At 44.6% G+C, this 19,864-nt stretch carries 17 protein-coding genes and 1 pseudogene; 17 read left to right on the forward strand and 1 reads right to left on the reverse strand.

Translation table 11 applies throughout. The annotated features are described in order from the left end of the window. The first annotated feature begins 35 nt into the window (after positions 1-35). Positions 36-464 carry a Fur family transcriptional regulator gene (locus BMW43_RS16290; protein WP_177173639.1) on the forward strand — a complete coding sequence of 143 codons (429 nt, stop codon included), beginning with the start codon at positions 36-38 and terminating at the stop codon, positions 462-464. 252 nt (positions 465-716) lie between these two features. On the opposite strand, the gene BMW43_RS16295 is transcribed toward BMW43_RS16290, so the two are convergent. Then, the gene (locus BMW43_RS16295) at positions 717-1,061 is read right to left on the reverse strand and encodes a winged helix-turn-helix transcriptional regulator (RefSeq protein ID WP_091750059.1); all 345 of its coding nucleotides are present in this window, start codon (positions 1,059-1,061) and stop codon (positions 717-719) included. 265 nt (positions 1,062-1,326) lie between these two features. Here BMW43_RS16295 and BMW43_RS16300 point away from each other — a divergent pair, with 265 nt between their 5' ends. The 16 genes and pseudogenes from BMW43_RS16300 (at position 1,327) to BMW43_RS16370 (ending at position 19,851) form a co-directional block, all read left to right on the forward strand. Next, positions 1,327-2,244 (forward strand): aldo/keto reductase, encoded by a 918-nt coding sequence (locus BMW43_RS16300; RefSeq protein WP_091750062.1) that lies wholly within the window; start codon positions 1,327-1,329, stop codon positions 2,242-2,244. A gap of 126 nt (positions 2,245-2,370) precedes the next feature. Next, the gene (locus BMW43_RS16305) at positions 2,371-3,582 is read left to right on the forward strand and encodes an iron-containing alcohol dehydrogenase (protein ID WP_439331456.1); all 1,212 of its coding nucleotides are present in this window, start codon (positions 2,371-2,373) and stop codon (positions 3,580-3,582) included. 253 nt (positions 3,583-3,835) lie between these two features. Continuing rightward, a complete protein-coding gene (locus BMW43_RS16310) occupies positions 3,836-4,426 on the forward strand; it encodes a TetR/AcrR family transcriptional regulator (RefSeq protein WP_091750068.1) in 591 nt (196 codons plus the stop codon). Positions 4,427-4,480: 54 nt separating this feature from the next. Further along, positions 4,481-7,105, forward strand: a complete 2,625-nt coding sequence (ppsA, locus tag BMW43_RS16315; RefSeq protein ID WP_091750072.1) for a phosphoenolpyruvate synthase — start codon at positions 4,481-4,483, stop codon at positions 7,103-7,105. Positions 7,106-7,643: 538 nt separating this feature from the next. Further along, positions 7,644-8,951: a DUF512 domain-containing protein gene (locus BMW43_RS16320; RefSeq protein ID WP_218140710.1), complete on the forward strand. Its 1,308-nt coding sequence runs from the start codon at positions 7,644-7,646 to the stop codon at positions 8,949-8,951. A gap of 281 nt (positions 8,952-9,232) precedes the next feature. Then, a pseudogene (locus BMW43_RS21910) lies at positions 9,233-9,409 on the forward strand (hypothetical protein); the annotation flags it as partial. A gap of 535 nt (positions 9,410-9,944) precedes the next feature. Further along, positions 9,945-10,529 (forward strand): cob(I)yrinic acid a,c-diamide adenosyltransferase, encoded by a 585-nt coding sequence (locus BMW43_RS16325; RefSeq protein ID WP_091750078.1) that lies wholly within the window; start codon positions 9,945-9,947, stop codon positions 10,527-10,529. Positions 10,530-10,783: 254 nt separating this feature from the next. Further along, complete coding sequence (locus BMW43_RS16330) at positions 10,784-11,071, forward strand: hypothetical protein (protein WP_091750081.1); 288 nt, start codon at positions 10,784-10,786, stop codon at positions 11,069-11,071. Between the two features lie 353 nt (positions 11,072-11,424). Further along, on the forward strand, positions 11,425-12,480 hold the full coding sequence (locus tag BMW43_RS16335; RefSeq protein WP_091750084.1) for an Ldh family oxidoreductase: 1,056 nt from the start codon (positions 11,425-11,427) through the stop codon (positions 12,478-12,480). 194 nt (positions 12,481-12,674) lie between these two features. Next, entirely contained in the window at positions 12,675-13,631 is a 957-nt protein-coding gene (locus BMW43_RS16340; protein WP_091750087.1) for a phosphoglycerate dehydrogenase, read from the forward strand. Positions 13,632-13,645: 14 nt separating this feature from the next. Beyond that, positions 13,646-14,296, forward strand: coding sequence for a bifunctional 4-hydroxy-2-oxoglutarate aldolase/2-dehydro-3-deoxy-phosphogluconate aldolase (gene eda / locus BMW43_RS16345; protein ID WP_091750090.1), 651 nt, complete (start codon positions 13,646-13,648; stop codon positions 14,294-14,296). An 18-nt stretch (positions 14,297-14,314) separates the two neighbouring features. Further along, entirely contained in the window at positions 14,315-14,737 is a 423-nt protein-coding gene (locus BMW43_RS16350; protein ID WP_245732544.1) for a PTS sugar transporter subunit IIA, read from the forward strand. Positions 14,738-14,756: 19 nt separating this feature from the next. After that, positions 14,757-15,245, forward strand: coding sequence for a PTS sugar transporter subunit IIB (locus BMW43_RS16355; RefSeq protein ID WP_091750097.1), 489 nt, complete (start codon positions 14,757-14,759; stop codon positions 15,243-15,245). 30 nt (positions 15,246-15,275) lie between these two features. Continuing rightward, complete coding sequence (locus tag BMW43_RS16360) at positions 15,276-16,079, forward strand: PTS mannose/fructose/sorbose/N-acetylgalactosamine transporter subunit IIC (protein ID WP_091750099.1); 804 nt, start codon at positions 15,276-15,278, stop codon at positions 16,077-16,079. Beyond that, a complete protein-coding gene (locus BMW43_RS16365) occupies positions 16,076-16,909 on the forward strand; it encodes a PTS system mannose/fructose/sorbose family transporter subunit IID (protein WP_245732546.1) in 834 nt (277 codons plus the stop codon). The genes BMW43_RS16360 and BMW43_RS16365 overlap by 4 nt, the downstream gene beginning before the upstream one ends. A 158-nt stretch (positions 16,910-17,067) precedes the next feature. Continuing rightward, positions 17,068-19,851 (forward strand): sigma-54-dependent transcriptional regulator, encoded by a 2,784-nt coding sequence (locus tag BMW43_RS16370; protein WP_143050645.1) that lies wholly within the window; start codon positions 17,068-17,070, stop codon positions 19,849-19,851. The last annotated feature ends 13 nt before the right edge of the window (positions 19,852-19,864 follow it).

A 19,864-nucleotide genomic window follows, 5' to 3' on the forward strand; every position in this document is an offset into this window, starting at 1 on the left:
AAATAGTAATATTATGAAATAGGAGTGTGCTTTCATTGCTAAAAGATATTATTGAGAAACTCCGGAGTAAAGGCTGCAAAATAACGCCTCAGCGTAGGATTATAATCCAATCATTAATCAAGTTTACAAAGTTCCCTACGGCTTCGGAGCTTTGCAATGATATCAGACAAACTAATCCCGAAATCAGCTTGGACACGGTATACCGAAATCTTAATTTACTTATTGATATGGGCGTTGTGAACCAAATCAACTTGCCCGGTAAGGACGCTAATGTTTTTGAGCTGTCTCTGGAGGGGCATCACCATCATCTGGTTTGTCTCGGCTGTGGAGCGGCTGATTGTCTGGATTATTGTCCGGTAGATGAGAAGGAATTACAGAAAGCAACAGGTTTGAAATTTGAGATTATTGGTCATTCATTGGAACTATACGGTTACTGCGAAAAATGCAAGGCACTTTCTAAATAAGAGCGGCAAAAGTAAATATTTTACATACATTTGAGTTCCTTGAAATTTTATTCATTGGAATATGTTGTTTGGCTAATCCTATTGCATAGTAAGGTAACAGTACGGGGTTTGACTTAAAAAGTAGTACAGGGACTTTTTCCAGGATAAAAGGACAAGGAATCTATCCTTTAAAAGATTGGACGGTTATCCACTCGTGATAACCGTCCAATCTTTTAGTATCTGGACCTGCAAACGGATATGCTATGTATCGTTTTATCCCCACTTGGCCCCCCAGAGCTTCATTGCCTTAATGATAGGTCGCAGGCTGTTTCCTTTTTCCGTCAAAGAGTATTCCACGGTGGGTGGTATTGTGGGGTAGGCGGTCCTGCTGATGATACCCCGATCCTCCAAATCCTTTAGACGGACGGAAAGCGTTTTAGGACTTACGCCGGCGAGGGACTTACGCAGTTCGCCAAAGCGTTTGACCCCATCGAACAGATCCCGGATGATTAAAAACGTCCATTTTCCTCCTAAAACCTCCAGCGCCTTTTCAATGGAACATTCTAATTCGGGCGGACAATCACAGAGGTTTTGTTCAAGAGCTTCTTCTACTTCCATGCTTTCACTTCCTCAAAAGTAACTTTTTTGAAACTATATGATATAAATGTAACTACTTTTCATAGTAAACTGCTGATGTTATACTGTCAATGTAAATTAGGCACGGAAAGAGAAGCCACTCCACGGCTATTCAACAAAGAAGAACCTGACCCAAACAGGAGTGAAATCGTAACCAAAGTACTGCATCAAACCGCAGGGCGTATAACCATTTCTTAGCGATTTATTACAATAGATAATTAAAATCAACGAGAAAAGAGGAGTCACTATGAGAAAAATCGACATCGGTAAAGGGGAAATACTTGCTTCTGCAATTTCGCTCGGCTGCATGCGGATGGCCAAGCTTACGGAAAAGGAAGCAAACATCATGATTAACACAGCCTTGGAAGAGGGGATCGATTTCTTCGATCACGCCGACATATATGGCGCCGGCAAATCGGAAGAGATTTTCGCAAATGCAATCGGCATGACACCTGGTATCCGTGAAAAGATGCTTCTCCAGTCGAAGTGCGGCATCAGGTCTGCCAGTTTTGACTTCTCGAAAGAACACATTCTGGAGGCAGTGGACGGCAGCTTGAAGCGTTTGAAAACCGATTACCTTGATGTATTGTTGCTTCACCGTCCGGATGCGTTGGTAGAGCCGGAAGAGGTAGCTGAGGCGTTTACCATTTTGCACAGCAGTGGAAAGGTGCGTTATTTCGGTGTGAGCAACGAGACTCCGCTGCAGATCGAGCTTCTCACTAAATACCTGAATCAGAAGCTGCTGATTAATCAGCTTCAGTTCAGTGTCATGCATACCGGTATGATCGATTCCGGTATTACGATGAATATGAAATGGCCTTCCACTGTCGATCGTGATGGCGGCATTCTCGACTATTGCCGTCTAAAGGATATTACAATCCAGGCGTGGTCCCCGTTCCAGTATGGCATGTTTGAGGGTGTATTCCTTGACAACGACAAATTTCCGGAGTTAAACAAAACTATCAACGAAATCGCTGTCAAATATGGTGTGAAAAATACTGCCGTAGCGGTTGCATGGATTCTCCGCCACCCAGCCAAAATGCAGGTTGTTGTGGGCACCATGAATCCACAGCGCCTGCGTGACACTTGCAAGGCGACCAATTTTGAATTGACCAGGCAGGAGTGGTATGATATTTACCTTGCCGCAGGAAACAAACTACCATAAGCTACATTGCCTTATCGGGATGACAGAGTAAGTTTCTGCCATCCCTGTTTCTTTCCTAGGCGACGACAATTATTCTTGCTATAGGTCTATATTAATCCCATAATATATAAAGAAGGAACTCTTTATATGGTAAAAAAACAAGAAGGAGTGAAACACATGCAAAGTTTCAGTTTTTATTCACCGACTAAAGTGATTTTTGGCAAAGGAACAGAACTGGGAACGGCCGATGAGATCAAAAAGTTCGGCGGATCCCGGGTTTTGATTGTTTATGGCGGCGGCAGCGTTGTTAAAAGTGGGCTGCTGGCCAGAATAGAGCAGTCACTCACCAGTGCAGGTCTTGCCTTTACTTCGCTGGGGGGAGTGAAGCCGAATCCCCGCCTGTTTTTGGCACGAGAAGGTGTGCAGAAAGGAATTGACTTCGGAGTCGATTTTGTCCTTGCCGTAGGTGGTGGCAGCGTGATCGACACTGCCAAAGGTATTGCACACGGCATTGCCAACCCGGGTACCGACATTTGGAAATTTTGGCTCAAAGAAGTGGAAGTTACGAAAAGTCTGCCTGTCGGTGTAGTGCTCACTATTTCGGCTGCGGGGAGTGAAACCAGCGACTCTGCAGTACTCACTGACGATGAAACTTGGACAAAACGCGGGCTGAGCACTGAGTTTAACCGTCCTAAATTTGTGGTGATGAATCCGGAGCTTACCTACACGTTGCCGAAATATCAGATTGCCTGCGGTGTAGTAGATATCATGATGCATACTCTTGACCGCTATTTTACGCCCGATGAGGGAAATGCCATTACCGATGAAATTGCTGAAGCGCTGCTGCGCGTGGTGATAAAAAACGGACAGGTTGTGGTGGAAAACCCAACAGATTACGATGCGGCGAGCGAATTGATGTGGTGTGGCAGCCTTTCGCACAATGGACTTACCGGCCTCGGCGCAAAAAAAGATTTTGCCACTCATCAGCTCAGTCATGAACTCAGCGGCCGGTTTGACGCCGCCCATGGAGCAAGCCTTGCAGCTTTGTGGGGTTCTTGGGCACGATATACCTATCAGGAAAAACCGGAGCGTTTTGCCCGCTTTGCTAAAAACGTGTGGAGTATCGAAACAAACGATTGCAAATTGGCAGCACAGGAGGCTATTGATAAAACCGTTGCTTATTTTTCTTCTCTTGGTATGCCTACAAGCTTTAGTGAGCTTGGTATTGGTGTTCAGAGCGAAGAAGTGCTGCAAGATCTTACCGACCGTTGCGTGTTTCATGGTGCGCGTACCATCGGACAGTTTAAAGTGCTCAACCGGTCGGATGTTTATGAAATCTACAAACTAGCCAACCATTAAGATGGCGAATAGGGAAGAGTGGAGCTGAAAAATCAGCTCCTTTTTCTATTATGGACCTAAGGTGTGTCTTCTTCGCCTTGTCTTTAGAAAGAAATCCCCGCAAATTAATTTACACTTTCAAAGTTGGTGGAGTACTAGTCTGGTGACTAAACGAAACAGACTAGGTCTATAATAGAAAAGTGACAATTATGTCATGTGACACCGTTGTCATATGATGTGCGCTATGTTAATATGTTGTAAAGGAGATGATAGCGTGCCCAAAGATACTTTCTATAACCTGAGTGATGAGAAGCAACAGAAAATTTTTGACGCTGCTGTCCGGGAATTTTCCAGTCGCCGCTTCAGCGAGGCATCTATCAACCAGATTGTGAAAACTGCCGGAATACCCAGGGGCAGTTTTTATCAGTATTTCAGCGGTAAAGAGGATATTTTTGGCTATATGTTTGAAAAAATCGTAGGGGAAAAACGAGAAGTCATTTATCAGGCAGAAGATTTGAATCTGGATGCCGACGTGTTTGAAATCTGCCTGCAAACAACCAAAGCCTCCTATACGTGGGGCAGGATAAAACCGGAATATAGCCATATCGCTATGCTGATGGAGATTGATACAAGTGAATTCATTACCAGACTCCGGGCTGCCTCATTTGAAAGCTTGATAAAAATAATCGAACGGGATAAAAAACGCGGTCTTATAAAACCGGAAGTTGATTCCGAATTGGTTGCCGACATGATCTATGCTCTGATTTGGAAACAATTTTCCTTAGTTGGGTTTGACGAGAAACTGTATTTAAAGAAACTTAACGATGGCCTTAGCATTATCAAGACAGGAATTACAGCCGGCTAGCGGCATAATGATCCGAGTAGCTCCAACATCAAAAAATAATAGGAGGTATTTGTTATGAATTCCTATATACTCGGTTTTCAGGCGATTGATAAAGCACAGCTTATGCTGGTTGGAGGCAAAGGCGCCAATCTGGGGGAGTTATCCAGGATTGAGGGAATACGAGTACCGGAAGGCTTTTGTGTTACTACGGAAGCATATAAAAAAATCATCGGGCAGGCACCGGAGTTTGAGGTGCTGCTTGATCAACTGTCACAGCTAAAGGCAGACGAGAGACAGAGAATCGCTGAAGTCAGCGGCAAAATCCGCAGCATGATCGAAGAAATAGCCATTACCAGGGAGATAGAGGAAGAAATTATGTACTATCTCTCGAAGCTTGGTGAAGAAAAAGCTTATGCCGTCCGTTCCAGTGCTACGGCAGAGGATCTTCCCAATGCCTCTTTTGCCGGCCAGCAAGATACGTATTTAAACATTATAGGAAAAGCTGCTATTCTTAAACATATCAGCAAATGTTGGGCGTCACTGTTTACTGACCGTGCTGTAACCTATCGTATTCAGAACGGCTTCGACCATCGTAAAGTTTATCTGTCTGTAGTTATTCAAAAGATGGTTTTCCCGCAGGCTGCAGGGATTATGTTTACGGCAGATCCTGTTACCGCCAACCGGAAAGTGCTGTCCATCGACGCCAGTTTCGGCCTTGGCGAAGCGCTGGTCTCCGGCCTGGTAAATGCTGATATCTATAAAGTACGGGAAGGTAGGATCATCGGCAAAAAGATATCCTCTAAAAAAATCGCTATTTATGCTTTAAAGGAAGGCGGTACGGAAGAAAGGGAGATAGAGTCAGAAAGACAAAATACGCCGACCTTGACAGATGAGCAGATTTTACAGCTTGAGGCCATGGGTAGAAAGCTTGAGACGTATTTTGGCCGCCCGCAGGACATTGAATGGTGTCTTTATGAAAATAAAGTCTATATCGTCCAAAGCCGTCCCATTACCACTCTATACCCTGCACCGGAGACGAAGGATGGCAAAACCCATGTGTTTTTTTCTTTTGGTCATCGGCAAATGATGACTGAAGCCATGAGACCATTAGGTTACAGTTTTTTTCAGGATTTTTTCAAATTGATTTCCGGGGCGCCAATGATTGAACTTGGCGGCAGGTTGTATATGGACATGTCCCGTGAACTCAGTTTGCCGATAATAAACAAATCTTTGGTCAAGAGCATGGACGTGATTGATGTTTTGATGCAGAAGGCTGCGTATAATATTCTAAAACGGAAAGACTTTATCAAGGAATTATCCCGGGAAAAAGGGTTGATGTTAGGAATTTCAGTGTGGCTGAAATGGGGGATCGACACCTTAAAAACCTATTTTAAGAATGACCATGCTATTGTGAGAAATCTTATGGCTCATAATGAGATGGTGATGCATGACCTGGAACAAAGGATTGCCCAAGTGTCGGGTGATGAATTGTTTGATTCCATTTTTAAGAGTTATACGGACATAAAGGACGCGGTCTTTGCCGGTTACGGAGCGGTTTTTACCGGCGCCTATGCCAGTTCCTGGATCAATAAGAACATGCAGAAATGGCTGGACGAAAAGAATGCGGCTGATGCCCTGGCTCAATCGGTACCTGATAATGTTACCTCTGAAATGGGGCTGGAGCTTTTGGACGTAGCCGATGTTGTCAGAAGGTATCCGGCGGTAATTGCGTATTTTGAGCATGCCAGTGATGAGACGTTTTTTACGGAACTGGCTAAATTGGAAGGAGGGAAAGCCGTAAGTGATTCCATTCAGGCGTATCTAAAAAAATACGGTATGCGTTGTTCGGCAGAAATTGATATTACCAGGCCGCGCTGGAATGAGAAACCGACGATACTCATTCCCATGATTCTCAGCAATATTAAGGCTTTCGGACCTGGTGCCCACCATGTGAAATTTGAACAAGGACTTGAGGACGCAAGACAGAAGGAAGCGAATATTCTGGAGCGGTTGGATCAACTACCCGGTGGGAAAAGCAAAGCTAAAAAAACAAAGAAGATGATTAGTGTTCTGCGCAATTTCGCTGGGTACAGAGAATATAGCAAGTATTTGCTTGTCTGGTATCTCTGGATTATCAAGCAAGCTCTGCTGAAGGAAGCCGATAAACTCGTGCAAAAAGGAGTGATAAGAGATAGGGAAGACATATATTATCTAACCCTTGCAGAATTAAGGGAAACCGTTAGCACGAACCGAACGGATTACAGCATTATAACAAAGAGAAAAGAAGACTATGAAGTTTTTAAGAAGCTAACACCTCCCCGTGTCATTACCTCTGAGGGGGAGATCATATCCAGTGCATATGATGCCGATAACATTCCTCAAGGTGTGTTAGCTGGTGTGGCAGTTTCATCAGGCATTATTGAGGGGCGGGCACGGGTCATCTTTAAAATGGAGGATGCCAATATCGAAGAAGGGGATATTTTGGTGACTACCTTCACAGACCCCAGTTGGACACCGGTGTTTGTAGCTATTAAAGGGTTGGTGACGGAGGTCGGCGGAATGATGACCCATGGCGCCGTTGTTGCCAGGGAATACGGCCTTCCGGCAGTAGTAAGCGTAGAAAATGCAACTCAATTGATTAAAGATGGACAGCGCATTCGAGTAAATGGAACGGAAGGGTATGTAGAAATTCTAAACTGAGGGTCTCTTCAGTAGGGCAATAAACTAAAATACTGGCGTCTTGTGAAGCTAGTCGTACTTTTTTTGCTTTTTTGCTAAGGCATTTGCCGAAATTTTTAATTTCCAATATTGACAAGCAACCTTATGGCAGGTATATTATTAACAATTGAATATGCTGGGCAGGTGTGTTTTCAGGCTTAATGGGAGAAGAACGACAAAGCACCAGTGCGACCCTGCCGATGTGTGAGCAGTAATATTGAACTTATGTCCCTGCAATAAAAGCCGCAGGACTGTCTGGAAAACGACAAGTCAGAGTCCGGACAAATTCCTAGTGATTAATTGCCGACAAAGCTGCGAACGGTAAGCAAGAGCGTTGTGAGATAAATTTGTCCTTCCCGGCCTATTTTGGCCGGGATTTTTTGTTGGAATGTTTTCGCAGCCAAGTGAGTGCGTCTGTGATATTATATAATGGTTATGTATGAAGTTACGGTTGCCATGGCAAACTTAAAACGTATTTAAAATGGGACACAGCGATTTAGTTTTAATTAAGAAGGATTGAATGATGAATAATAAAATAGCAAAGATTATAAATGAAAGTATTGCCGAGGAATTAGAGCTAGAAGTTGGCGATAAATTAATTAGTATAAATGGAACTGAGATTAAGGATATAATCGACTATAAGTTTTTAATGGCCGACGATTATATAGAAGTTGAAATAGAAAAGACAAATGGGGAAATTTGGACTCTTGAAGTTGAAAAAGATTATCAAGAGGATTTGGGCATTGAGTTTGAAAGTGGAATTATGGACGAGGCTCGAAGCTGTCATAATAAGTGCCTTTTTTGTTTTATTGATCAGTTGCCCAAGGGAATGCGGAAAACACTATACTTTAAAGACGATGATTCAAGATTATCCTTTCTTCAAGGGAATTTTGTCACGTTAACTAATATGTCAGATAAAGATTTAGAAAGAATTATTCAATACAGAATTAGCCCTATCAATGTTTCCGTACATACAACTAATGCGGAACTTAGAAAAAAAATGCTGAATAACAGGTTTGCAGGAAACATTTATGATAGACTTGGGAAACTGGCAGATGCAGGAATTACCATGAATTGTCAGATCGTATTATGTCCTGGCTATAATAATGGGGAAGAATTAATTAAAACAGTAAATGATTTGTTTAAATTATACCCTTCCGTGGAAAACGTAGCTGCCGTACCGGTTGGGGTTACTAAGTTTAGGAAAAATATGAGAGAAATAACCTTGTATAATGCTGAAAGTGCTAAAGCAGAACTTGATAATGTTAGTACGTTTCAGCAAAAGGCTCTGCTGGAAGCTGAAACTCCTTTTATTCGATTGGCGGATGAGTTTTATGTACTTTCGGGAACTGAAATTCCGGCGACCGAATTTTATGGAGATTTTGACCAAATTGAAGATGGTATTGGAATGATCCGTTTTTTTAGAGATAGTATCACTAAAAATCTAAAAAAGCTTAACCAGAAAGGTAAAGGTTCATTCAGTTTCATTACAGGTGTTTCGGCCTATAATGAAATAGTATGGGCTGCAAAAGCGATTGAGCAAAGAAATGACAGAGTCAAAATTAATGTTCATAAAGTTGCAAATGATTTTTTTGGACAAACCATTACCGTGGCTGGACTATTGACTGGGCAGGATATTATGAAACAGATACAGCAGGATCAGGTTTTAGACTATATAATAATGCCGAAGAATATGTTTAAGAGTGACGAAAATATGATGTTAGATGATGTTACTGCTGTTGATTTGGAAAAATACTTTAATAAAAAGATTTTAATCTGTGATTTTACGGGGGAAGACCTGATTCAACTCATTAATGAGCACATGTAGCAAGCTTTTCTCGCTGGTACCCATATGACCGGAGCGGAAGATAATAAAGGTGCTGAAGGCTGCAGAAAATACTATCTGGAAACACCGCATAGGAATAGAAGGAAGAGAGGGCAGGACCTTTGAGGCTTCGTACTGCAAGCTTGTAATTGTGGATGCAATCCAAAACAGCGCATTATAGCTGCTGTCGGTCCGGGCGTATACAACATTCACTTGCCGAGAATTTCGGCGAACGATGAAATTCTTGCTGCTATCCAGTCAATGTTACCCAACTTGAACCGGAAAAGCTGAGGATCGGCTCGGATTGCGGACTGAAAACACGTGGAGAGGGAGAGGCTGTTTCAAACCTTAAAAATTTTGTCGAAGTTACGAGACAAGTTGGAACAGCTGAGATACAAATACTAAGTGATTGGCTGCCCGCTCATCAAGCGAGGGAGCAATGTTCAATTAGGATATTTTAACCTGTTTATAAGAATTAAGCTGTATGGTTAGGGGCATCATATAATCAATTCTTATTTATAGATTGGTGATGATTATGGGAGAGCGAAAAGTAGGAAAATTGGGTATGAAATTTGTCTTGATCTTAGGGGTTATAATTTGGGCTATTGCCGAAATCTGTTATTACCTACTGATTGACTGACTTGCTTACTTGTTCCCGGCTTTTAAATAAACTTCTAGCCGGGTATTGGCAGAAAATAGCAAGTGCTTTGTGTTTTAGAAATCATCCTGTGTAGGCGAGGCTACATAGGATGATTTTTTATATAGGAGTGAGAGTATGTAGTGAGAAACAAGGTGATAAGCGGGAGGGGAACTGTTGCAGTATTTTCAGTATATGATTTTTATCTGGTAGTTGTGTTCACAAAAAGTTGCCGGCTACATGACTGATATTTAAAAGAAAGGAATCGCATTGAAATGGAGGAATATAGCATCTTAGTGAAACTTAGGATAAGAATGAGAAGTAATATCCAATTTTAAACCAATCATGGAGGAAGCGTTATGACGGGATATGTTCAGGTCTATACTGGAAACGGCAAGGGAAAAACTACTGCAGCAATTGGGCTCTCTATCAGAGCGCTGGGCGCTGGACTTAAGGTCATGTTTTTGCAATTCATGAAATCCCTGGCCTATAGTGAACAAAAGATATTAACCGGCTTTGAGCCTAATCTCCACCTTAAAACAGTAGGAAAACCGTTTTTTATTGCCGTGGAAGGAATGCTGACAGAAGAAGAGCTGGCAAAGTGGCAGGATAAAGTTGTCGTGTTTCCGCCCGGTAAGCCTCCCGAGGAGTATCTGGCTTTGATTGCAACAGGCATGAGTGAAGCAAAGCAGGCAGTTCAAAGTGGTGAATATGACTTGGTAGTGTTGGATGAGATTAATTGTGCCCTTCATTTTGGATTAATTTCCTGGGAAGCGGTGCATGAACTTATTACTGCAAAGGCACCTAATACAGAACTTGTTTTGACCGGACGTGGTGCCAGTCAGGAGTTGATAGAATGCGCCGATCTGGTGACAGAGATGAAAGAAGTTAAGCATTATTATGCGACACAAGGATTGGAGGCACGTCTGGGTATTGAAAATTGATGCAGATTTTCACAGTTAATCATTGACAAAGAAAGGATAATGAGTTATTATAATCAACAGATAATAATTATTAATTAATAAAATAAATTTGTCCATGTGTTGACTTAAGCTCAAAGCTGAATGTTTTAAGTTTAACTACACATAATATATTCAACTGGATAGAGCATTAGCAGTGGTAACTACAGCAAGAACAGTAGAGATCGAAAGGATCTTTACAGGTTTTACATTTACATGATTTTAGGAGGATGATGATGATGAGTGATGAACAGAATGAAATGAGCCAGGGCGAGTGCAGCACAGCAGGCAAGGGCTTTGCTCGCACCCAAGATACGGCTATTGCCCCGGAAAGCTGCGGGTTGCCGGAAAGAGGTTTCGGTCTTACTAATGCCGGTAAGAAGGCATCAGATGCTAGCTGCGGTTGCGGGCCGACCGATTGCAGTACGGCAGGTATGGGATTTGCCCGTACCGATAAGACGAAAATTGCCCCGGAAGATTGTGCCAACCCGTCACGCGGTTTCGCAACGGTTGATACCGGTAAATAATCGGTAAGTTACCAATACATAAACTCATTCCTGTAAGCGGGATGGGTTTTTTGTTTTCTATTAAGAGGAAACAGGCTTTTCGGGATAGTTCATACAGTGACTATCTTTGAAAGCCTGTTTTTTGCCATCTAAAGATGGCTATTGCGTTGAGAGGGAAGTCTCAGCTCTTTTATCGGGCTCGTAAATAAATAATAAAATGGGCTGACCATGTGTAGTGGCATAGATATTGCACTTATATAAAAGTGTAGTTGAATCTGGCGCAAGAGTAAATGTTGTTTTTATTTCTCAGACGAAACAAGAAAAGGGAAACGTCTGGCTATATTGCGCTAATCCATAAAAAGGGAAGTGAGTTCATGGGTGAAAAAAAGAGTTTTTTCGCAGAAGAGTTGCACCGGTTTATGGTACAAGTTCTTGATAAGGCAGGAATAGCAGGGCAGGACAGTGAGATTGTGGCCGACAATCTTTTGAGGGCCGATTTATGGGGGATTGGGACTCATGGTATCAGCCGTTTTCCCCGGTATCTGATGCGACTTCAAAACGGTACGATTAATTCGCACCCCGCTATTACCATCAAGAATATTTTTCCGGCAGTGTTGGCCGTAGACGGGGATAATGGTCTTGGCTCCATAGTAGGTTTTCAAGCACTGGAGGCGGCCATGGCGGGAGCGGATAAGCAGGGTTTGTGCCTGGCCGGTGTTAAGGGCAGCAATCATTTTGGTGCTGCCGGATTTTATTGTGAGCTTGCGGCCAAACGGAATTATATCACTATTGTTTTGACCAACGCGCTAGCGGCTATTCCCCCTTGGGGAGGCAAGGAAGCTTACTTAGGGACAAATCCGATAGCCATCGGCTTACCTCGCCAGGATAAAGCACCGGTGGTAATTGATTTGGCGACTAGTGTTGTCGCCCGGGGGAAAATCATTTCGGCTGCAAAGCAGGGCGGGCTATTGCCGGAAGGCTGGGCATTGGACAAAGAGGGGCGACCGACCACCAATGCACAGGAGGCGTTGGCGGGAATGATTTTACCAATGGCCGGTCCGAAGGGATACGCGCTGGCTATGGCAATTGATCATTTATGTGGTGTATTTACCGGAGCCGGCTTTGGCCGGGAGGTTGCTTCCTATCAAAACGGGCAGAATCAGGCGAATGTAGGGCATCTGTTTATTGTTATAAAGGCCGATGCGTTTACTACTGGCTTGCCGGAGTATTATGAACGCACCGAAAGATTCTGCCGGGAGATTAAGGCGGTAGGAAAAGCTGCCGGGGTGAGTGAAATCTATTTGCCTGGCGAACGTGAGCAACAGACGGAACAAACTTTGCTGAAGCAGGGAATTGAAATTTCTGACGGACTGCTGGAGGAGTTAAAAACTATTTCCCGCGAATATGGTGTTCCTTTACGCGAGGCATAAACTTGGCAGTCGTTTAGTTAGTCAGCCTAGCCGATTGGTGTATCCTGCGGCGGATTTGCCGGATACGGGTACTACACAAGAAAGAGTAGTGTAGTGTGCCGGTCGTTCTATAGAAGAATTTAAGCATTTATGTGTAGTGGCACGCAATTTGCAATAGATATAGGCAGTTGCCAACCATAGGGGGTGTAAAAAAGGTGAAAGAAAAAATTGTTATTGGTTCCAGAGCACGGTCAAGGGCACCAGCTATGCTTGAACTACTGGAGCAACAGGGCTATGAGCTGATCCTCAATCCCTTTGACAGAACATTGACTGAAGAAGAGCTAATCGAACGAATAAAAGGGGCCAGCGGCATGGTCGCTGGCAGTGATAAGGTAACAAAAAAAGTTTTGGAGGCAGGTTTTCCTACTTTGAAGGTTATCGCCAAACAAGGCGTTGGCTACAATACGATTGATGTGAACACCGCCAAAGCGCTGGGAATTGCCGTGACGATTACACCGGGCGCAAACAGCGGATCAGTGGCAGATTTAACCTTAGGACTGATGCTGGCGGCGGCGAGAAACATTCCGGCAATGGACAGGGCTATTCGTAATGGTTCCTGGTATCGGCATACGGGTATTGAGCTTGCTGGCAAGGTCCTGGGACTTGTCGGCATGGGGCATATTGGTGGTGAGGTTGCCAAGCGGGCCGCTGCCTTTGGGATGAAAATTCTTGCCTATGATGTATGTCCCAGACAGGACTTTAGCGAGAGGTATCAGGTACGGTATACCGGGCTTGATGAGCTTTTCAGCCAAGCCGATTTTGTTTCGCTCCATGCACCGGCGATTGCTTCGACAATCGGTATGGTTAACCGCGAAAGATTAAGTATGATGAAACCGGCAGCTTTTCTGATTAACGCAGCCCGTGGTGAGCTGGTTGTGGAAGCTGATTTATATGAGGCTTTGAAAAACCGGCGCATTGCGGGAGCTGCCCTGGATGTCTACGCGCAGGAACCACCGCAAAAATCAGAACTGATGGAGTTAGAGAATATCACCTTTACTGCTCATGCCGGTGCATATACGCAGGAAGCTATTGTCGGAGCCGGAGTGATGGCGGCCGAAGAGGTCATTCGTGTGTTATCCGGTCAGGGCCCTCAATTTAATGTAGCAAAATAAAAAGGAGAGCAATTATGAGGACAAAATACGAAAATTTAAAGACGATCATGGAAAGCGGCATGGTGCTTATTATACGGACCGATTCGGCGGAAGAGGCTAAACAGGTCGCTCAGGCCGCAGTCGAAGGCGGGGTGAAAGCCCTTGAAATTACGATGAGTTGTGCCAACGCGGTGGGGGTAATTTCTTATTTAGCTGAGAAATATGCCGATACCGATGTTGTGGTTGGTGCCGGGACTATTTTGGATGCGGAAACGGCCAATACGGTCATGCTTGCCGGCGCCAGACTACTGGTCAGCCCCAATTTGAATCCTAAAATGCTGGAAATTGCGAATCGCTATCAGGCTGTTACCATTTCCGGAGCATTGACACCGACAGAAATTTTAAATACAGTAAACAGCGGTGCAGATCTTGTAAAATTGTTCCCTGCCGAGTTTATGGGCCCTAACTATGTAAAAACAGTAAAAGCACCGTTGCCGCAGGCGGCTATTGTTCCGACCGGCGGAGTCACACCGGATAACGTAAAAGATTGGTTTGCGGCGGGCTGCGCGGCCTTAGGGGTTGGCAGTTATATTTCCAAAGCGCATAAAAAAGACGGTGATTATGCAAAGGTTACTACCGCTGCTCAAGAATTTGTTAAAGCAATTGCCACGGCAAGAGCAGAATGAGATTGGGGGATAGGTAAAGTGAGTACACAGGAAGGAAAGATGCCGGGAATTATCGTTGTTACACATGGAACCTTTGGCATGGAACTTATAAAAAGTGCGGAAATGATTATTGGAGCACAGGAAAATGTAAAGGTGGTGTCTTTGCTTCCGGGAGTCGATCTAACAGAGTATTTGGCTGAAGTAAGGGCCGTGCTAAAAGAGATGCCGGAAGAATCACTCATTATGTGTGACTTGTTTGGCGGAACACCGTGCAATGTTGCTGCAGCGATTATGACGGAAATGAAAATTAGTGCGGTTACCGGGCTCAATTTGGGAATGATCATAGAGGCTTGTACTTTACGGGCCTCCCTGCGTGGAGCGGGACTGGCCGCGGCTGTGGTTGATGCTGGAAAGACAGGCTGTAAAAATATTGCTGAAGAAATGAACTTAATAAATAATTGAAACTAAAGAGGTGGCTGGTATGGCAAAAGTATCATTAATTCGGGTTGATTACCGGTTAATTCATGGACAGGTCGTGGCGAGATGGTTGAAAGAGACGCAGGCGACTAAAATTATCATTGTAAATGATGTACTGGCAAAAGACCGTACGATGGGGAATATATACCGGATGGCAACTCCCGCTGGAGTCCGCTGTGCTATTGTAAGCGTAGGACATTTTGTCTCCTCCTGGAAAGAGACGCAATTGGGGGAAGGCAATGCCATGGTGCTGTTTAAGGATATTGCCACTACGTATCGTGCCTGGAAGGAAGGCTTTGAATTTGGCGATTTGCAAATCGGCGGTCTGGGGGCTGGTCCGGGCCGGAAGATTGTATATCAAAATATTACCCTGGATCAAGAGGATTTTGCCATGCTGCAGGAAATGACCCCTGACCTGCATATCTTTTTTCAGGCTACACCGGAAGATAGCAAGAAGGATTATCAGGCAGTGGCACCAACTATCAGTTTTTGATAAAGAAAAGCGTTTAGGAGGGGAAGCGTTGTGTTACAAGCACTTATGGTTGCCTTATTAGGGTGGATTCAATGCTCATCGATGCCGCCGGCTTGGTGGCTGGTCAGAGAGCCAATTATGACAGGTTTGTGGGTTGGCTTGATTTATGGTAAACCGGTGGAAGGAATCATCATTGGCGCGGCCATTAATGTGGCGTTCTTGGGCTGGAATAGCACAGGCGGAGCCAATCCGTCGGACTTATACTCAGCAGGACTCTTGGGAACTGCTATTGCCATTCAGGGAAATCTGACGACCGAACAGGCTGTTGTTATCGCCATATCGTTGGGGGTAATCGGCAATTATGCGTGGATTCTGTTTATGTCGCTCAACTCGGTGATCCCGTCATTGCAGGATAAGTGCGCCGAGCAGGGAGATATTAGAAAACTAATCTTTTTACAAATTGTGCCGTCCCAGTTGGTGGTTATTTTAGTTAGAGCTATTCCGGCCTATTTGGCAGTTTACTATGGACCGCCGATTATTGAAAGCTTGCTGGCTTCGGTTCCGGACTGGGGTGTCGCCGGTTTCAATGCGGTAGGTAAAGTGTTGCCAGCCCTTGGGATTGCGATGCTGCTAAAATATATGGGCAGAAAAGAACTGCTGGTGTTCTTTGGAATAGGCTTTGCGGTTAGTGCCTTTGGCGGAATGAATAATCTTTTGTTTGCCGCTATCTTAGGGGCAGGTATGGGCTATATTTATATTTCTCTCCAACCTAAGGAGGCCGTTGCCAGCGCTGTGGCTCCCAGTCAGGCTTCTGTCAGGGAATCATCTTTATATGAAGGCGAGGATGAAATATGATGGAAAATACGAAAAATAGTACAGTCGGTTTATCCAAGCTGGATTTGGAATTTGCCATACTCCGCTGGTGGTTTTTCAGCCATATGGCTTACAATTACCAGCGTCTGCAGGCTGGCGGTTTCGCCGTGATGATGGGGCCGCTCTTAAAAAAGCTGTATCCGGATAAGCCGGGCGAAGTGATTGCCGGTCTGAAACGACATATGATGTTTTTCAATACCGAACCGCGTTGGGGCGCCGTCATTCACGGAATTGTTATCGCCTTGGAAGAGCAGCGGGCTAAAGGAATGGAGATTGATGACGCGACCATCGTTGATTTAAAATCTTCCTTGATGGGACCGCTGGCAGGTATTGGCGATACTATCAGCGGCGGGCTTTACAAACCTTGTCTGCTGGGAATTTGTCTTGGCTGGGCTGCTACCGGCAGTATTATGGGGCCGTTGATGTTTGGCGTTTTCATGCTGGGTTATGATCTGCTGATAACCCATTTGGCTATCAGAAAAGGCTACTCTTTGGGTACTTCGGCGGTAACCTCTGTTTTAGAAGGCGGATTATTTAAACGATTGACAACATTCTTCACCATTATGGGGCTCTTTGTGCTGGGCGTTATGGTGTGTAAATTCATTACTATAGACTTTGCCTGGATTCCGGTTTTAGCAGGTAAAAAAATCGTTGTAAAAGAACTGATTGATAAAATTGTTCCGAAAATATTGCCGCTTCTTATCACACTAGTATGCTGGCAGGCGATTATGCGTGGCGTAAAGGTTGTCTATGTTTTGCTGGCTTTGTTCGCCTTTGCCTTAGCGGGTGGTGCGCTCGGCTTGATCGGCTAACTTCTTCACTGAAAATATGGGGATCGTGTTGAAAGCGATGCCCCATATTTTGTTCCTTTCCGTATATGCACAACAGGGTTTGAGAGCGCTTAAAGGGGAACTACTCCTTTGACAAGAATAGATACACAATATGTTTTTGATTGAATGAGGGACGATCGATGACGAGAATTGACAGAGTTATGGAGCTTCTTGTACAACAGGATAAAAAAGGCACGGACGGAATCAGTGCGCAGCAGATTGCTTTGGAACTGGGGATTCATCGCAGCGATGCTTCCGCCGATTTGAATAAATTGTTTAAACAGCAGAGAGTGGATAAGATAGGCGTGCGGCCGGTGCTGTATCGATTGAAAAAGGCCGGTGCTTCACTCGATAAGCCGGCAGTAGAAACAGAAACGGAAAACTCTGCAGTTGATAGCGCCTTCCTGGGCATTGTCGGTTACGACGGCAGTATCAAGGCTCAGATTGAACTGGCTAAAGCGGCGATCATCTATCCGCCCCATGGACTGCATACTTTGATTGTTGGGGAAAGCGGTGTTGGCAAGAATCTTTTAGCCGAATCTATGTGGAATTACGCTAAAGGTTATTGGCAGGAGAAGGAGCCGGAAGAGATTCCTTTTGTTCAGTTTTGTTGCGCCGACTATGCGGCGAATGAGCAGCTTTTGCTGGCTCAATTATTCGGCTATGTAAAAGGATCGTTTACCGGGGCGGCGGAGGATCATGAGGGAGTTGTGGACCGGGCGCAGGGCGGTATATTGTTTCTGGACGAAATTCACCGGTTACCGCCAGCCGGGCAGGAACTTTTATTTATGCTTATCGACAAAGGCGTATACCGCCGTTTGGGCGAGACAAATAAGCTTCGGACATCAAACTTAATGATTATTGGTGCCACATCGGAGGATATTTCCAGCAGTCTTTTGATGACTTTCCGCCGGCGCATTCCGGTACAGATCAGTTTGCCAAGGATCAGTGAACGGCCGATTCACGAACGGGTTAACATTATTGTACATTTTGTGCGTCAGGAAGCCGCACGGCTGGGGATACCTATCTGGGTAGCCGGCAAGGCTCTGGAGACTTTTGCAAATTATAACTGTGCGGCCAATATTGGTGAATTGAGAAATGACGTGCTGCTCTGTTGCGCCAAGAGCTATCTGGAATATTCGGCCAAAGCCGGAGACTGCCTGAAACTGGATACCAAGAGTATTCCGGAACGTATTTTTGCTTTGGTAAAACGGCGAACGGTTCTAGATGATAAAATCAATCGTTTTTTCCGGGATGGAATGTTGATTCAGGCCAATAGCGATCCGGTAAAAGTGGCAGAAGAATCAGCTCATGGATTTCATATTGATTTTTATAAATATATCGACCGGAAAATTGCCCAATACCGCCAGATCGGTGTAGCCGAACAAGATATGGCGGAAAAAGTCGGTGTTGATTTAGAAAAATATTTTTGCTCTGTGGCGCAGGTGCTGCGGAAAAGCGAAAGCTCGGATATTCCGGCCAGTATTATCGAAGAGATCGTCTGGGAAACGGCGGATGAACTGTTAAAGGCGGCAACCGATCGCTTTGGGCGCACCTATGGCCGCAACACGCTGTTGGCACTGGCCTGGCACATGCAGCAGTTTAAAAAACGGATTGATTCGGGATATGTTATTTATAATCCTAATCTGGAACAGATACGGGCCAACCATAAGGATGCTTTCGCCTTGGTCGCGGCTTATAAAGAGAAAATTTCAGCCTGCCTTGGCGTAACTGTTTCCGATGATGAAATCGGTTTTATGGTTATGTTTCTAATTCATGGGGTGGAGGACTATGCCAAGGCCCACATCGGTCTTGTGATTGTAGCTCATGGTCGTGGTATTGCGCGAAATATGGCGGAGGTGATAAATAATCTTTTAGGAACAGACTGCATAAAAGCCTATGACATTCCCTTAAACCGCAGCAATGTGCAGACGATCGAAAAGTTGCGCCAGGTGATACAGGAAACGGACGAGGGGCTGGGAGTTATTTTATTGGTAGATATGGGTTTTTTAGTGACAATGGAGGATACACTTTGTCAAAAAACTGGCATACAGGTACGGATCATTCCTAATGTAACAACTGCTTTGGCGTTGGAAGCTGGCCGGCGTTTATTTACAACGGCAGAGAGTTTGGATGAAGCGGTGAAAGCCATCTATAATGCCTACGATGAATATGTCATGACCATCAGGCAGCGGCACGAGGGAAGTGAATGGCCGCAAAAAGAAAAAAAAGAACCTCCCAACATCCTCTTGGTTTGCGCTACCGGGCAAGGTGTGGCTGAAAAAATCAAGGAAATTTTACTGGAGGAGATCCCGGAAATAAAAAATGCCCGCTTTACTATGGCGGGAGCTATGGTTGATATTGATCAATTTATTACCAGAGCAGGAGAACGGTTTGACTTGATTATTGGCAGTATTAATCCACAGGTGGAGCATGTTCCGTTTATTCCGGTCAGTGAAATTTTTGAACATGGCGGGATAAACCGGATTAAGACATTTCTTAGAACAGCTTACGAAGATGGAGAAATGCCTGGGGCTGTAAAAGTAGGAAAATATAGTGATACCTATAAGCTGTTGGAGACCCAGCTTAGCAAATTTGTCAAAGCGCTGCCGGTCAATAAAGTGGCCCACTGCTGCATTGAACTGGTGGATGCTATAGCGGAACAGTTTTTTGCCGGAGTAATGGAAGAAGACTGTGTTGTACGAACATATCTTCACGCAGCTTGCATGTTTGACAGGGTTCATGCCAAAGAAGCATTGCAGGAGCCTGTATGGAGTTTGAAAATACAGCAGGAACGGGAAAGGGATTTTAAATGCCTGCAGCAGATTGTTGCAGCTTGCGGTGCTAAGCTGGTGCTTGATGTTCCGGTTGGGGAGATTTGCTACTTTTTGGGTAGTTTACCTGTACTAGATAAAAAAGGGTGAACGGAGTAGAAAG

It is taken from the genome of Propionispora vibrioides (assembly GCF_900110485.1).
Classification (GTDB): Bacteria; Bacillota; Negativicutes; order Propionisporales; family Propionisporaceae; genus Propionispora; species Propionispora vibrioides.

Bases quoted from the DNA above. Each gene is read 5' to 3' on its own strand.
- BMW43_RS16370 (WP_143050645.1), top strand. From the start codon at position 17,068: ATGACGAGAATTGACAGAGTTATGGAGCTTCTTGTACAACAGGATAAA.
- BMW43_RS16295 (WP_091750059.1), bottom strand. From the start codon at position 1,061: ATGGAAGTAGAAGAAGCTCTTGAACAAAACCTCTGTGATTGTCCGCCC.
- BMW43_RS16320 (WP_218140710.1), top strand. From the start codon at position 7,644: ATGATGAATAATAAAATAGCAAAGATTATAAATGAAAGTATTGCCGAG.
- BMW43_RS16355 (WP_091750097.1), top strand. From the start codon at position 14,757: ATGGCAAAAGTATCATTAATTCGGGTTGATTACCGGTTAATTCATGGA.
- BMW43_RS16300 (WP_091750062.1), top strand. From the start codon at position 1,327: ATGAGAAAAATCGACATCGGTAAAGGGGAAATACTTGCTTCTGCAATT.
- BMW43_RS16325 (WP_091750078.1), top strand. From the start codon at position 9,945: ATGACGGGATATGTTCAGGTCTATACTGGAAACGGCAAGGGAAAAACT.
- BMW43_RS16335 (WP_091750084.1), top strand. From the start codon at position 11,425: ATGGGTGAAAAAAAGAGTTTTTTCGCAGAAGAGTTGCACCGGTTTATG.
- BMW43_RS16365 (WP_245732546.1), top strand. From the start codon at position 16,076: ATGATGGAAAATACGAAAAATAGTACAGTCGGTTTATCCAAGCTGGAT.
- eda (WP_091750090.1), top strand. From the start codon at position 13,646: ATGAGGACAAAATACGAAAATTTAAAGACGATCATGGAAAGCGGCATG.
- ppsA (WP_091750072.1), top strand. From the start codon at position 4,481: ATGAATTCCTATATACTCGGTTTTCAGGCGATTGATAAAGCACAGCTT.
- BMW43_RS16305 (WP_439331456.1), top strand. From the start codon at position 2,371: ATGGTAAAAAAACAAGAAGGAGTGAAACACATGCAAAGTTTCAGTTTT.
- BMW43_RS16330 (WP_091750081.1), top strand. From the start codon at position 10,784: ATGAGTGATGAACAGAATGAAATGAGCCAGGGCGAGTGCAGCACAGCA.